Source organism: Alteromonas halophila (genome assembly GCF_014651815.1).
In the GTDB taxonomy this organism is placed as follows: Bacteria; Pseudomonadota; Gammaproteobacteria; order Enterobacterales; family Alteromonadaceae; genus Alteromonas; species Alteromonas halophila.
This window is the reverse complement of the sequence record NZ_BMXP01000001.1, coordinates 199,461-213,838: the sequence shown is the minus strand read 5'-3', so window position 1 is coordinate 213,838 and position 14,378 is coordinate 199,461. Positions and strand designations below refer to the sequence as shown.

At 51.5% G+C, this 14,378-nt stretch carries 9 protein-coding genes and 3 tRNA genes; 3 read left to right on the top strand and 9 right to left on the bottom strand.

The features are described from left to right. Positions 1-398 precede the first annotated feature (398 nt). The 6 genes from IE054_RS01020 to IE054_RS00995 form a co-directional block, all read right to left on the bottom strand. A tRNA-Arg gene (locus IE054_RS01020) sits at positions 399-475 on the bottom strand. 46 nt (positions 476-521) lie between these two features. Then, positions 522-598 (bottom strand) — tRNA-Arg (locus IE054_RS01015). Positions 599-633: 35 nt separating this feature from the next. Beyond that, positions 634-724, bottom strand: a tRNA-Ser gene (locus IE054_RS01010). Between the two features lie 200 nt (positions 725-924). Continuing rightward, on the bottom strand, positions 925-1,122 hold the full coding sequence (gene csrA / locus IE054_RS01005) for a carbon storage regulator CsrA (protein ID WP_189403230.1): 198 nt from the start codon (positions 1,120-1,122) through the stop codon (positions 925-927). Positions 1,123-1,247: 125 nt separating this feature from the next. Next, positions 1,248-3,845, bottom strand: a complete 2,598-nt coding sequence (alaS, locus tag IE054_RS01000; protein ID WP_189403229.1) for an alanine--tRNA ligase — start codon at positions 3,843-3,845, stop codon at positions 1,248-1,250. A 130-nt stretch (positions 3,846-3,975) separates the two neighbouring features. Beyond that, complete coding sequence (locus tag IE054_RS00995) at positions 3,976-4,425, bottom strand: regulatory protein RecX (RefSeq protein WP_189403228.1); 450 nt, start codon at positions 4,423-4,425, stop codon at positions 3,976-3,978. Between the two features lie 113 nt (positions 4,426-4,538). On the opposite strand from IE054_RS00995, the gene IE054_RS00990 reads away from it, so the two are divergent. Further along, on the top strand, positions 4,539-5,720 hold the full coding sequence (locus IE054_RS00990; protein ID WP_189403227.1) for a GNAT family N-acetyltransferase: 1,182 nt from the start codon (positions 4,539-4,541) through the stop codon (positions 5,718-5,720). 24 nt (positions 5,721-5,744) lie between these two features. Beyond that, positions 5,745-7,844 carry a M13 family metallopeptidase gene (locus IE054_RS00985; RefSeq protein ID WP_189403226.1) on the top strand — a complete coding sequence of 700 codons (2,100 nt, stop codon included), beginning with the start codon at positions 5,745-5,747 and terminating at the stop codon, positions 7,842-7,844. 139 nt (positions 7,845-7,983) lie between these two features. On the opposite strand, the gene IE054_RS00980 is transcribed toward IE054_RS00985, so the two are convergent. Together IE054_RS00980 and IE054_RS00975 are read right to left on the bottom strand one after the other, a co-directional pair. Continuing rightward, complete coding sequence (locus IE054_RS00980; RefSeq protein WP_189403225.1) at positions 7,984-9,657, bottom strand: SulP family inorganic anion transporter; 1,674 nt, start codon at positions 9,655-9,657, stop codon at positions 7,984-7,986. A 26-nt stretch (positions 9,658-9,683) separates the two neighbouring features. Continuing rightward, entirely contained in the window at positions 9,684-10,325 is a 642-nt protein-coding gene (locus IE054_RS00975) for a carbonic anhydrase (RefSeq protein WP_189403224.1), read from the bottom strand. A gap of 357 nt (positions 10,326-10,682) precedes the next feature. On the opposite strand from IE054_RS00975, the gene IE054_RS00970 reads away from it, so the two are divergent. Next, complete coding sequence (locus tag IE054_RS00970; protein ID WP_189403223.1) at positions 10,683-11,636, top strand: hydrogen peroxide-inducible genes activator; 954 nt, start codon at positions 10,683-10,685, stop codon at positions 11,634-11,636. Positions 11,637-12,163: 527 nt separating this feature from the next. Here the strand turns inward: IE054_RS00970 and IE054_RS00965 are convergent. Continuing rightward, positions 12,164-14,185 carry a methyl-accepting chemotaxis protein gene (locus IE054_RS00965; protein WP_189403222.1) on the bottom strand — a complete coding sequence of 674 codons (2,022 nt, stop codon included), beginning with the start codon at positions 14,183-14,185 and terminating at the stop codon, positions 12,164-12,166. Positions 14,186-14,378 lie beyond the last annotated feature (193 nt).

Here is a 14,378-nt window from a genome sequence, read left to right as displayed (position 1 = left end):
GACGCCCTGAGCTAAATCACCCGCTGCAAACGAAAAAGGCCAGCATTTTAATGCTTAAGTGATGCAAGGGCGGTGTGACTGGCTGGCATTTCAGGCCCTCTGCCGCAGGGAAGCGGCAGCGGAGCCCCCAGGGACGGGTTTACGGCGTGCCTGTAATGGCAGGCAGGTGCAACGCCCTGAGCTAAATCACACGCTGCAAACGAAAAAAGGCTCACCTGATGGTGAGCCTTTTGATGTGGCGCGTGTGGAAGGATTACTCGGGCAATCCTGCCCTCGCCCCTGCGGGGCCGCGCTAAAGCGCGTTCACCATCGCTCCCGGCGATGGTGTCGAACCTCGTATCGGTTCTCACCCAACCACAAGATATAAAAAAACCCACCAAGAGGTGGGTTTTCTTATATGGCGCGTGTGGAAGGATTCGAACCTCCGACCGCCTGGTTCGTAGCCAGGTACTCTATCCAGCTGAGCTACACACGCGTAAAGCGATGTCATTTACTTGCGTAAATGGTGGCGAATTAAATTGTGGCGCGTGTGGAAGGATTCGAACCTCCGACCGCCTGGTTCGTAGCCAGGTACTCTATCCAGCTGAGCTACACACGCGTAACTTGTTGTTGGCCGCCACACCCAACGAAAAATGGCGGAGAGGGAGGGATTCGAACCCTCGATACGCGTAATGCGTATGGTTCCTTAGCAGGGAACTGGTTTCAGCCACTCACCCACCTCTCCGTAAGTGCTGCGCATTTTACGGATTCACTGTGAGGAGTCAAACCTTTTTTCGGGAAAACCCGTGCGCCTGCAGACATTTTAAACAAATTGTACAAAAACCATTATCTTCTGGGAAGGATCTAATTTTAAGCGGGCACGCTATGCACAACTCTCACAGACACAGAAAATAAAAAGGCCAGCATAAATGCTGGCCTTTCAGATTACTCTTTTTCAGCTGTATCCGGCTGTCCGCCTTTTTCAGCCTGTATCCGCATATAGATTTCTTCGCGATGCACAGACACCTCTTTAGGTGCATTCACGCCTATGCGCACCTGGTTTCCTTTAACACCGAGAACAGTAACGGTGACTTCATCGCCAACCATTAATGTCTCACCAACACGACGAGTCAATATAAGCATTCGCTTGCTCCTGTTCCTTTATCTGTCCCTTACCATCCAATGCAATCACAGGCACGACCCCGTTATTGCAACAGTGATTCCCTGTTTTTGTGTCACTTCAAAAACGCACTGTATACTTTTGCTGATTATAGCTTATCTGCTAAATAGCCGTTAACGGAATCTAACGCAGAATCCAGGAGTTGTGGCTTATCACCGCCTGCCTGTGCCATATCAGGGCGACCACCGCCTTTTCCGCCAACCTGCGCAGCGACATGATTCACCAGATCGCCGGCTTTCACCTTTGCGGTTAGCGATTTGGTCACGCCAGCAATCAGGTTGACCTTTTCAGTCCCTGCTATACCCAGTACTACGACACCATCCCCCATTCGGTTCTTTATGTCGTCCAGCATTCCTCGCAACGCTTTGGGCTCTACGCCATCCAGCTTTGCAACCAGTACCTTAGTGCCGTTAATTTCCTCAGCCTGGGCCAGTAAGTCTGCGCCCTGCTGGCTGGCCAGCTTTTGTTTGGCCGCACTTAATGCTTTATCCAGGTCTTTACTTTGCTGCTGCAGGGCGCTAATACGCTCTACAATGGTATTCACATCCGTTTTCAGGCTGCCCGCAATCCGGTTTAGCATCGCCTGTTGTTGTTGCACGACCTTCAGCGCTTCTTCACCCGTTACCGCATCAATACGACGCACGCCGGAGGCAATACCGTTTTCGCCAATAATTTTAAACAGGCCGATATCGCCAGTCCGCGCCACGTGTGTACCGCCGCAAAGCTCAACAGAGAACGGCCCCATGGTGACCACTCTGACTTCGTCGTCATATTTCTCACCGAATAATGCCATGGCGCCGGCTTCTTTGGCCTCTTCCAGACCCATAACCTGTGTGGTAAGTGCATGGTTTGCGCGGATTTCTTCATTGACCCGACGTTCGATTTGCTCAATCTGTTCACTTGTTAGTGCCTCAAAGTGTGAGAAATCGAACCGCATACGCTGGGCTTCGACCAGCGACCCTTTCTGCGCAACATGATCGCCCAGCACCTCTCGCAGCGTGGCATGCAACAGGTGAGTAGCACTGTGATTTTTCTTAATTGCTTCACGGTTTTCGGCATTAATGGTAACGGTGGCTTTGTCGCCTTTTTTGATGGTACCGCTGGCCTTACCGAAGTGTGCAAACGCATTGCCCATTTTCTGAGTATCAGTTACGACAAATTCACCACCAGCGACATTGAGCACACCACTGTCGCCAACCTGACCACCGGCTTCCGCGTAAAAAGGCGTAGCATCCAGGATAACAACGCCGTCCTGACCATCTGTAATCACATCGGTGAAGGCATCATCGGCAATCAGCTCCACTACATTTGCTTCACCTGCCGTCTCGGTATAGCCGGTGAACGTGGATGTCGCGTTTGTGTTCAAACGTGCATTGTAGTCAGCGCCGAAATTGCTGGCTTTCTGAGCACGTTCGCGCTGCTTGGCCATTTCACTGTCAAAGCCGTCGATATCAATTTTCAGGTCATGCTCGCGGGCCACGTCGTTAGTCAGATCAACCGGAAAGCCGTAGGTATCATATAGTTTAAATACAACATCACCCGGAATTGTGTCGTCTTCCAGTGACGTTAGTGCATCATTTAACATAGCCATGCCGCGAGACAGTGTTTTGCTGAACTGTTCTTCTTCGACGCGCAGCACTTTCTCGACCACGGGCTGCTGATCCACCAGCTCCGGATAGGCATTGCCCATTTCTTTTGCCAGCGCAGACACCAGTTTGTAAAAGAAAATATCACTGGCACCCAGTTTGTAGCCATGCCGTACTGCCCGGCGAATAATGCGACGCAGTACATAACCCCGGCCTTCATTCGATGGCATCACCCCGTCGCAAATCAGAAAGCTGCAAGAGCGGATGTGATCGGCAATGACCCGCAGCGATTTGTTTTCCAGATCGGTCGTGCCGACAACATCAGCCGCCGATTTAATCAGATTCTGGAACAGATCAATCTCGTAGTTACTGTGCACATCCTGCAATATCGCCGCAATGCGCTCCAGGCCCATACCCGTATCAATAGACTTTTGAGGCAGTGCCTCCATAGACCCGTCTGCCTGCTTGTTGTATTGCATGAAGACCAGGTTCCAGATTTCGATAAAGCGGTCGCCGTCTTCTTCGGGCGTGCCCGGCGGGCCACCCCAGATATGCTCGCCATGGTCGTAGAAGATTTCTGAACAGGGACCGCAGGGACCAGTATCCCCCATCGACCAGAAGTTGTCAGAGGTACTGATGCGAATAATTTTTTCTTTCGGAACACCAATATGGTTTTCCCAGATATCAAAGGCCTCATCGTCTTCTGTGTATACCGTTACCAGTAACTTTTCTTTCGGCAGGCCCAGCTCCCGGGTTAAAAATGTCCAGGAAAACTCAATGGCTTCTTTTTTAAAGTAATCACCAAAACTGAAGTTACCCAGCATTTCGAAAAAAGTGTGATGGCGTGCCGTGTAGCCCACATTTTCCAGGTCATTATGTTTTCCGCCGGCGCGCACACACCGTTGCGCCGACACTGCACGTGTATAGCTTCGTTTCTCTGTACCCAGCAGCAAGTCTTTAAACTGGTTCATGCCCGCATTGGTGAAAAGAAGCGTGGGATCATCTGCTGGCACCAAAGACGAGCTTGCCACCACCTGATGGCCGTGACTTTTGTAATAATCGAAGAATTTCTGGCGAAGGTCAGCAGTTGATAGAGTCATTGAAATTCTAACTTCCTATTCTGGTTAATCGTTAAGCCGTAAAAAAAGAGAACAGATGGCGTTTCGCGCACACCAGTGCGGGCAAAGATACCACGGAACGCGAAGCCTTGTTAAGCAAGGCCGCGAAAATTTAGTCGCCCTGCACCGCGTACTCAATATGCACCATCGCAAACCCCCGGTATTTTAAAAACTGCATCTGCTTCATTCGCTGAGCATAGTCCTGTGCAAGCGCACCCCCGTACTTTTTGCACTTCACCTCAAACGCCAACTGGTACCAGTCCACGTCTGCTTCATCAAGGGCACGTTCAATATCCGCCTCATCCACACCACGCTGGCGCAAATCACCGCGAATTTTTACCGGACCGGAGCCGCGCGATGCCATGGCACGAGTGCGGGCTTCGGCGTAACGCAGGTTGCTCTGAATATCATTGTCGACAAACTCCTGCACAACCGGCATAAAGTCGGATTCAGGCACCCCTTTTTGTCTGAGCTTTTGCTCAATTTCCAGTACGCTGTGCTCTCGCCGCGCCAGCATGCGGGTGATCGTATCGATGATGACGTTTCTATCAAACTCTGACATGGTAACCTTACTTAAAAGACGCTGATTAACGAACTTTCTCACTTTTCACTATTGCTATGCCTGTGATGCGAGACGCACCCTCATGACAACTCACCGAAGTAACTGCTGACACCATGAACATAACCACACGGTTTATCTCACAGCTTTCAGACATTCCGGCCGCCACATGGGACCAGCTGACGCACAACGCCATCCCATTTCTGGATCACCGGTTTCTGCTCGCCCTTGAAGTATCAGGATGTGTGGGCGGTCAGACCGCCTGGCAACCCCATCATCTGATTATTGAGCAGGATGGACAGATGGTGGCAGCGATGCCTGGCTATCTGAAATACGACAGTTATGGTGAATATGTTTTTGACCATGCGTGGGCGAATGCCTACTACCAGCATAACATGGCCTACTATCCTAAATGGGTTAGCGCCATTCCCTTTACACCGGTCAGCGGTGCGCGTTTGCTCCTTGCAGACGGCGCTGACCGGACGCTCATTACGCAGCATGCTGTTCAGGCACTTGCAGGTCTCGAGAACCAGGGTTACTCATCCACTCACATTTTATTTTCAGACGATAAACCCGATGATTATAAAGCGCACGGATATCTTGCCAGGTTGAGTGTGCAGTTCCAGTGGCACAATTATGCGTATGAGAGTATGGATGATTTTCTCAGCGCTTTGACGTCACGAAAAAGAAAGAGCCTGAACAAAGCGCAGCGGCAGCTGACCGAACAGCAGGTCGAATTGCATACCCTCACAGCGGATGAGATTAGCGATGCACATATTGCCTTTTTCATTCGCTGCTACCAGCAAACGTACCTTAAGCGAAGCGGGCACAGCGGTTACCTGTCTGCCGACTTTTTCTACCATATTTTTCGCGCCATGCGCGATAAGATTATGCTGGTAGTCGCCCGACAGCAGGGTGAGGATATTGCCAGTGCGCTGTACTTCTACGACGAGAACGGTCTGTACGGACGCTACTGGGGCGCACTGAAAGACGTAGACGGCCTGCACTTCGCCTGCTGCTATACCTGTGGTATTGCGTTTGCTATCGACCGGCAGATTCCGCTGTTTAATCCCGGCACGCAGGGTGAACATAAAATTCTGCGTGGCTTTGAACCGGTGTATTGCTACTCACTTCACCGGCTGTTCGCGCGTCCGTTTCATCATGCCGTTGATGATTTTCTTGGCAGAGAGCGTATTGCGATCATTGATTATTTTAATCAGGCACGAGATGTTTTACCGTTTAACAGTAACTTTACCCCAAACCTTAAAACCATAAAGGTATCAGCGCCCCCGGCCTGATACCCAACAACAAGGGAAATACCTATGAAATACTCTATTCTGGCTGCAGTTATTGCCGCCTCACTGGGTGTCAGCGGCTGTCAGAAGGCCGAGACACCTGCGTCGACGTCCGAGTCGGCGTCCGCCAGTAAACAAAGCGCGGATACCGCGTCTGTCGATAAGGGCAATGCAGAGCTGGGAAGCTTTGGTGTCGATTTATCTGCCAGAGACGAGTCTGTCGATCCGGGCGATGATTTCTTTATGTACGCCAGTGGTAACTGGTACGACAACTATGAGCTGCCGGCTGACAAAACCCGCTACGGCGCATTTTCTGCACTGGCCGAACGCAGTGAAGAACAGGTTAAAGCCATTATTGATGATCTGATGAGCAAAGATGAACTGAATGCCGAAGAGAAGCTGGTATATGATTTCTATCAGTCCTATATGGATACAAAGACCATCAATGAGAAAGGCGTTGCACCTATTAAAGACGTACTGAGCGACATTGACAGTATCGACGACACCAGCGCACTTGCTTCCGCATTTGGTAACGCCTGGCTGACCGATTCTATCAGCCCGCTGTGGTCAGGGTTATGGTATAACCGCCTCGACCCCAATGAGTACCAGGTCAACGTCGGTGTTGCCGGCCTCGGATTACCTGACAGAGATTACTATCTGAATGACACCGAGCGCTTCGCGAAAATTCGCGATGCCTATGTGGCCCATATCGAGGAAATGCTCAGTCTTGCCGGTGAAGATAAAGCAGCAGAGAAAGCACAGGCCATTATGGCCCTGGAAACCCGTATTGCTGAAATACAATGGCCTCGTGAAAAGCGTCGCGATCGTGACCTCACCCTTAATCAGATTGAACGTGACAAGCTGAGTGAGCAATATCCTGATTTCGACTGGGATGCGTTTTTTGAGCCAAGCGGCCTGAAAGTACCCAGTCTGAACATTACTCAGCCTGAGCCGGTGCGCGACCTAATCAGCATTATTAACGATGCCTCGTTGCAGGACTGGAAGTCCTACATGACGTATCACACCATCAGTAACAATGCCGATTTGCTGGCAGAAAATATTTACCAGGCCAACTTCGACTTTTACGGCCGGACGCTCAGTGGTCAGCAGGAGCCAAAACCTCGCTGGAAACGTGCGGTAAACCAAATGGCCGGGACCGAGTCACTGGGCTTTGCCATTGGCAAAATCTATGTGGATGAATACTTTCCGGAAAGCTCCAAGCAACAGATGAGTGAGCTGGTAGAAAACCTGCGTACCGCGCTGCGCCAGCGTATCAGTGATCTGGACTGGATGAGCGAAGAAACCAAGAAGAACGCGCTTGAAAAGCTTGAAGCCTTTCGCCCTAAAATTGGGTATCCGGACGAGTGGCAGGGCTTTGCAGGTCTGAACGTTGATGAAAACAATCTGGTACAGAACGTACGAAACCTGCGCCAGTTCTTCCAGCAGCAGGATGTCGAGCGTGAGCTTGAAAAGACTGATCGCGAGCGCTGGGGTATGACACCGCAACGGGTCAATGCCTACTACAACAGCTCATTCAATGAAATTGTGTTTCCGGCTGCGATTTTACAACCGCCTTTCTTTGATCCTAACGCCGATCCGGCCGTCAACTATGGCGCTATCGGCGCAGTCATTGGCCACGAAATGGGCCACGGCTTTGACGATCAGGGCTCAAAGTCAGATGCCAAAGGTATTCAGCGCAACTGGTGGACGGATGCCGATCGCGAAGCCTTCGAGAAGAAAGCAGACAAGCTTGCCGCCCAGTACAGCGAGTATGAGCCTATCGAAGGCAACTTTGTGAATGGCCGTAACAGCCTGGGTGAAAATATCGGTGATGTGGGCGGTCTGGCCATGGCCTATCACGCCTATCAGCTGAGCCTGGACGGAAAGGAAGCCCCGGTCATTGACGGTCTCACCGGGGATCAGCGCTTCTTTTTAGCCTGGGCACAGGTATGGAAGGAAAAGCGTACCGAGCAAAGCATGCTGAACCAGCTACGTGCGGGCACTCATGCACCAGGGCGTTACCGGGCACTTGCTCCGCGTAACCATGATGCCTGGTATGAGGCGTTTGATGTGACCAAGGACGATGATCTTTATCTGGCCCCGGAAGAGCGGGTTCGTATCTGGTAAACCTGAGAGGGGCTGACCTGCCCCTCCTTTTTCAGACCGGACCATATTTGAAATATTAGCCCGGCGAAAATAAAAAACCAACTACAGGCGTAGTCGGTTTTTTTGTCTTCATAATACCCTGTCGGGTAACACTTACTGTTTATGCAGTGCCAGGCACATTATCGCCAGGTCCACCGGGCGCTCCGCCTTCACTACTCTTCTCTTCGGCAAGTTTCACCGCCTCCAGAAGGGCATCATAGCGGTTTTTGAAAAATGCGCGGTCAGTAAGGTGTGCATCGGCGCCCAACCCTTTAAGTACATTGGCTACATTATCCTTCACCGACGACAGCAACAGTACCCTTCCGGCAGCTACTGCATCTGTGGCTATTGTCTCTACGGCCCGGGCAGCAGAAACATCCATGAAGGGTACGCGCTCAAAGTCGAGGATAAGCACCTGAGTTGTACGCTTTGCATTTTGCCTTACATGGTGCCCAACGTCGGCCGCGGCACCAAAAGAAAGCGGACTACCAAAGTCAAACACGGCCACTTTCCCTTCGGCTTTTTTCAGCAGCTCTGCTTCCTCTTCGTTATCCAGGTGCTCTGGCATTTTGCGTAGTTGATCCAGCTGCGTTGCCGCAACCTGCTTCACGTACGCCAGTGCTGCAAGCACAACACCCACGCCAACCGCCTGGATCAGGTCGACAAACACCGTCATGCCCAGTACCACTGCCATAATTAACAGGTCGAAGCGTGGCCCACGGTGGGCACGGCGGATATAGCTCCAGTCGATAATGTCTGCACCAGCTTTCACCAGGATCCCACCCAATACGGCATGTGGAATATGTGATGCCAAACCGCCAAGACCCAGCACGATGGCCAGTAATAACAGCGCGTGTACCATACCGGATATCTTGTAACGTCCGCCTGAACGGATATTTACGAAGGTCCGCATGGTCGCACCTGCGCCGGCAATACCACCGATGAAACCTGCAACCGTGTTACCCACACCCTGACCGATCAGTTCCTGATTACTGTCATGGCGCGTTCTGGTCATATTGTCTGCCACCAACGATGTCAGCAAACTGTCAATGGCCCCCAGTACCGCCAGGATAACGGCAGCTTCAACCACCAGCATAATACTGTCTTTGGTGAATTCAGGCATGATCAGACTTGGTAGCCCAGTAGGGATCTGACCCAAGATGGGAACGGTTGCACCTGCAAAGCTAACCAGCGCTAAGCTTGCTATGGTACCGATAATCAGTGCCGCCAATGTACTAGGCACATATTTTGTCAGTGAAGCAGGCCATTTATAGGCGATAACCAGTGTTAGCAGCCCGAGACCGATAGTGTAAGGATTGATACCCGCAATCGCTTCAGGCATCGCATTAATGGCGCCAATCGTGCTGCTTGGCGAGGGATCACCCAGTAACACCACCAACTGCAGAGAGATAATGATAACCCCGATACCACTCATAAAGCCGGATATCACCGGATATGGCACCAACCGGATATAGTCACCGAGCTTGAGGGCCCCCATGACTATCTGCACCACCCCTGCGAGTATGACGGCAGTAAAAATAAGTGTGGCACTGCCCGACAAGCTTGCGAACAGACCTGCCAGTACCACCACCATTGGTCCCGTGGGTCCGGATATCTGTGACGGTGTGCCGCCAAACAGTGAAGCAAAAAAACCAACGGCGATCGCGCCGTACATGCCCGCAATGGGGCCAAGCCCAGACGCCACACCAAATGCCAGCGCCAGTGGCAAGGCAACAATACCGGCGGTAATACCACCGGTAATGTCACCACGCATATTACTTAAATCTAACTTCATGTAACACGTCCTCTGAGACTGATGCGTTACGCACTCGTACTGGATTCAGCGTAGGCATCATCCATGGTTTCGAATTTACCGGTTTCATCGTCGTAACAAAGGACATCGCCTTTTTCGATGTTATACACCCAGCCATGCAGTATCACCTGACCAGTGGCGATCTTCGACGCAACCGCCGGATGAGTGCGCAGATGTTGCAATTGCTGCAGTACGTTTTCTTTGGTGACCTCTTCCAGTTCGTCAGCAGACAGCTTGCCACAACGTTCTTTTACCACTTCGGTAGCAGAACGGCAGTGACCCAGCCATTCTTTAACATGCGGCAGGCTGTCCAGTCCTTCAGGGTTTAGTGCCCCTTTCATTGCGCCGCAGTCGGTGTGACCACAGATAACGATATGCTGAACACCCAGTGCCGCTACCGCGAATTCGATTGAAGCTGTCATGCCGCCGGTCTGGTTACTGTGCGGAGGCACGATGTTTCCGGCGTTGCGGCAGATAAAAAGCTCGCCCGGATCGGTTTGAGTAACCAGATTAGGGTCGATACGTGAATCAGAACAAGTAATGAAAAGGACTTCGGGATTCTGTCCATTCGCCAGTTTCTGAAACGTTGCTTTCTTCTCGGGATAGACTTCGCGCTGGAATTTTTCTACCCCTTTGATCAGGTGTCTCATAGTTATCTCCTACAAGTATGATGGTAATTAGTTGTATTCACATGACATTAACGAATGGCTTTATAGAAAAACAAGGCACCTCAAGATAGATGAAAGCTATCACATATCACACAGGTGATAGCCATAAATCGATTACGCCGCGACTAACAGTTGAAAATTCACGTCTAATAATTGCTCAAATATACAGCAACTTGCCAGGTATGACTGACAAGCCCGACGCACTTACACCCTAAAACCGCCTGAACGTTATACCTTTTAACATCCCAAGACCTCTGATAGTTCAATAATATGATAGACTATTTCGCCATAGCTTTTTACTATCAGCATCTCTGTATAAACCGACAATTAAGGACATTCATGCAAGGCGACAGCAAGCAGCCCTCAGTAAAACAGTTGCGTTATTTTGTCACTGTGGCCAGACACCTTAACTTCCGGCGTGCTGCACAAGTGCTTGGTGTCAGCCAACCCACCCTGACCAGTCAAATCAGTGCGCTGGAAACAGGACTGGGTCTCACACTGTTTGAGCGCTCCCGCTCCGGTACCCTGCTCTCTGCGCAGGGTAAAACGCTGCTCGACTATGCTGAAGAAGTGCTAAAGGCGGTGATGGAGTTTACCGAGATGTCGCAGGCTCTGTCAGAAGGCGAAAAAACCACCTACCGGCTTGGGATCCCGCCTACGCTTGGGCCTTATCTGTTACCGCATATCCTGCCGGATATTCACAAAGCCAGACCAGGACTGAAGTTTTACGTTCGTGAAGCCGCGCCAAAACAACTTCAGGAAGGACTGATGTCCGGCGATTTTGATCTGATCCTGTCTCCGCTGTCCAGCAAGGATTCACAAATCCAGGTCCAGCCGCTGTTTCTCGAACCTCTGAAATTTGTTATCCCGGCTGAACATCCGCTGGCAGGCGAAACCTTCGTCAGTCCGGATGCGATTCGCGGAGAAAAAGTGCTGACCCTGGAAGACCGGCACCATTTTCATTATCAGGTGCAGGATGTGTGCGCCCGCATTGGCGCGGTCATTGACAGAGACTATGAAGGCACCAGTCTGGACACGCTCCGGCAAATGGTAGTAATGGGCATGGGGATGGCGTTTTTGCCTGGACTTTATGTGCATTCAGAGCTGCATGATCCCGAAGCCCTGCATGTCTGTGAAATACTGGATATGCCAATCGTGCGCCAGCATATGCTTGCCTGGCGAAACACCTCACCTGCACGCTCTGTGTTTAGGGAGCTCTCCACCTTAATGCGAAGCGTTATCCAGCGACGCCTGGCAACCGCAGTCTCAGTCTCAGATATCCAGCCGTTATAGGAACGAAAAAGGTCGATTGCAGATCAGTCTGGCTATTCGGGAGGTTGCGACCTTCGCCGCAATGACGTGTTTCTTCGATTCGACGCGGAGACGGGCTTACGGGGTGCCTGTAATGGCGGGAAGTTGCAATGCGCTGGACTACGCCATACGCTGCAAACGAAAAAGGCCCACGCTTTACTGTTTGGATGATGCAAGGGCGGTGTGACTGGCTGGCAACAGAGAGAATCGTCATCCTGGCGAAAGCCAGGACCTCCTCCTGTTACTCGTGGGGCTGCAATTACTGGGAAGCTATTATTTGGTACCGCGAGTGAGAAGGTCGATTTCAAGTCAGTCTGGCTATTCGGGAGGTTGCGGCCTTCGCCGCAATGACGTGTTTCTTCGATTCGACGCGGGAACGGGTTTACGGCGTGCCTGTAATGGCAGGCAGTTGCAACGCGCTGGGCCACGACACGCGCTGGGCCACGACACACGCTGCAAACAAGAAAAGGCCCACCTGGGTGGGCCTTAGTTTTAGACTATATAATCCGCTAGATTTTAAACTGATTCACCAGCTCGCGCAGTTCCGCTGATACGCCACTTAACTGGGTCGCCTCTGCGGCGAGTTCTTCTGCATGCTGGCTGGTTGTGTCACTCAGGCCGGTAATGGTAACCAGCGATTTATCGATATCTTCCGCCACAACAGTCTGCTGTTCTGTGGCCTTGGCAATTTGCTGGCTTTGGGCGTGCACGGTGCCAATCGACGTATTGATCTGCTCAAGCGACGCGACCACCTGTTCGGTTTTCTCAACACCCCGCTGAGATTTCTCTTTGCCTTGCAACATGACCTTGTCCGTTTGCTCAGCCATATTCTGCAGGCGCTCTACCATCCGCCGGATATCATCTGTCGAGTCCTGCGTACGGCTGGCGAGTGAGCGTACTTCATCTGCAACCACCGCAAAGCCTCTGCCCTGTTCACCGGCACGAGCCGCTTCGATAGCCGCATTCAGCGCCAGCAGGTTGGTTTGTTCAGCAATGCCGTTGATCACATCTATCACAGCACCAATGTTATCTGACTCCTGACTGAGGCCACTCACTACCTCAACCCCTTCATTGATAGATTCCGCCAGCGAGCGGATTTCGGCCATTGCCTCTTCGGCCTGTCGTTTGCCATCGCCTACGCGGCTGTCCGCATCGGTTGCGGCTTCACTGGACTGAGCCGCATTTTCAGAGATTTCCACGACCGTCGCCGCCATCTGTGTTACTGCCGTCGACACACTGTCAACCTGAGCTCGCTCCTGTTTCATTTGCGAGCTGGTATCCTGTGATACATCACGTAAATGCGCCGCCGCTTCGGCCACTGCCCGGGTATGGCTGGCCGTTTGCCTGAGCAACTCCCTGAGCTTATCAGTAAAGCGATTAAATTCCGCAGCCAGTGCACCGATTTCATCGTCCCTTACAATATCCAGACGCTTGGTCAGATCGCCATCCCCACTAGCGATTTCTGCCATTGCTTCACGCATTTTCACAATCGGTGTCGTGATCCTGGAGCCTGCGTAAAAGGTGATCCCGGCAATGATAATAATGATGATGAGCGACGCCACCGCAGCCGTCGTGATGGTGTCGTTAATCGGATCGGTGATCAGTGATTCGGGAATCAGGATCCCCAGAGACCAGTTCATCTGGGGGGTATCGAGTGAGGCATGCCTGAAAACAGCAATGTAAGATTCACCGCGCCACGTTACGGGTATCATGCCTTTGTCATTATTAGCGATCTGCGTGGCCAGTTCACCGAAGCCACTGGAGTTTTCAAAAACTGAGTCAAATGAGGCAATGGGTGGGCTGAGCGGCAGCGACTTGCCCTGCTTGGGAAAATACACGATATTTTGCGCGTCATCGAGCAAAAAGGCCGTGCCCTTACCTTCGTAGCGAATGCTGTCGACAACCTCGCCGACGGTACTAATCGCGATATCAACACCCCCTACGCCAATCAGTTTTCCCCGATGTGTTACCGGCGTCTGCACCACCGCAGACACACTGCCATCCTGAGAATCTACAGCCGGCGGGGTCACATACATCTGGCCAGTCTCCACAGCCGTATTAAACCAGGGACGTTGCGTCGCAAAATAGCCTTTGGAAGCATCACCTGCATCGGGCCCTTCAGTATCTACACCGACACGCCCAACTTCGTAAAAGTATTCACCGGTCAGCGCTGAGCCAAAAAAAGCAGACTTAATGTTTTCGTCATTTTCACTGATATTTTTGAACAACTGATAGATATCCCGTGACTGTGGGATAGCAGATTCTGCAGCGCCACGCTGGGTGTGGTTGTAGAAGAAGTCATGAATAAACGGGCTGCTTAAAAACGCTTTGGCAATGCCGCCGTACTCGGCAAAAAAGCTCTCTACTGCCAGCGCTTCCACCTCAACCAGACTGGCGACATCCTGTTCAACGGTCTCACGGGTTTTGCTGCCAACGTAATTGACCGCAATCACTGCGGTAATAAACAGCAGGACGGCAATACTGCCTCCCACAATTAACATAAATTTCTTCTGGAGGGACAAAGACTTCATAGTGCCTACTCATTTTTATTGTTTGGTCGTTGCAAACCGGGTCGTGTCCACGGATTGCCTCTGTCAGTTTGGCTCCCAGACAAGCAGCCTGATCTTTTTATCATTTTCGACTATTGGTTATACCAAAATGACTGATTTTTGAAAGGAAAACTTCGATCAAGGTGCTGACAAATGCGTCTTTCAGCAATAGTTA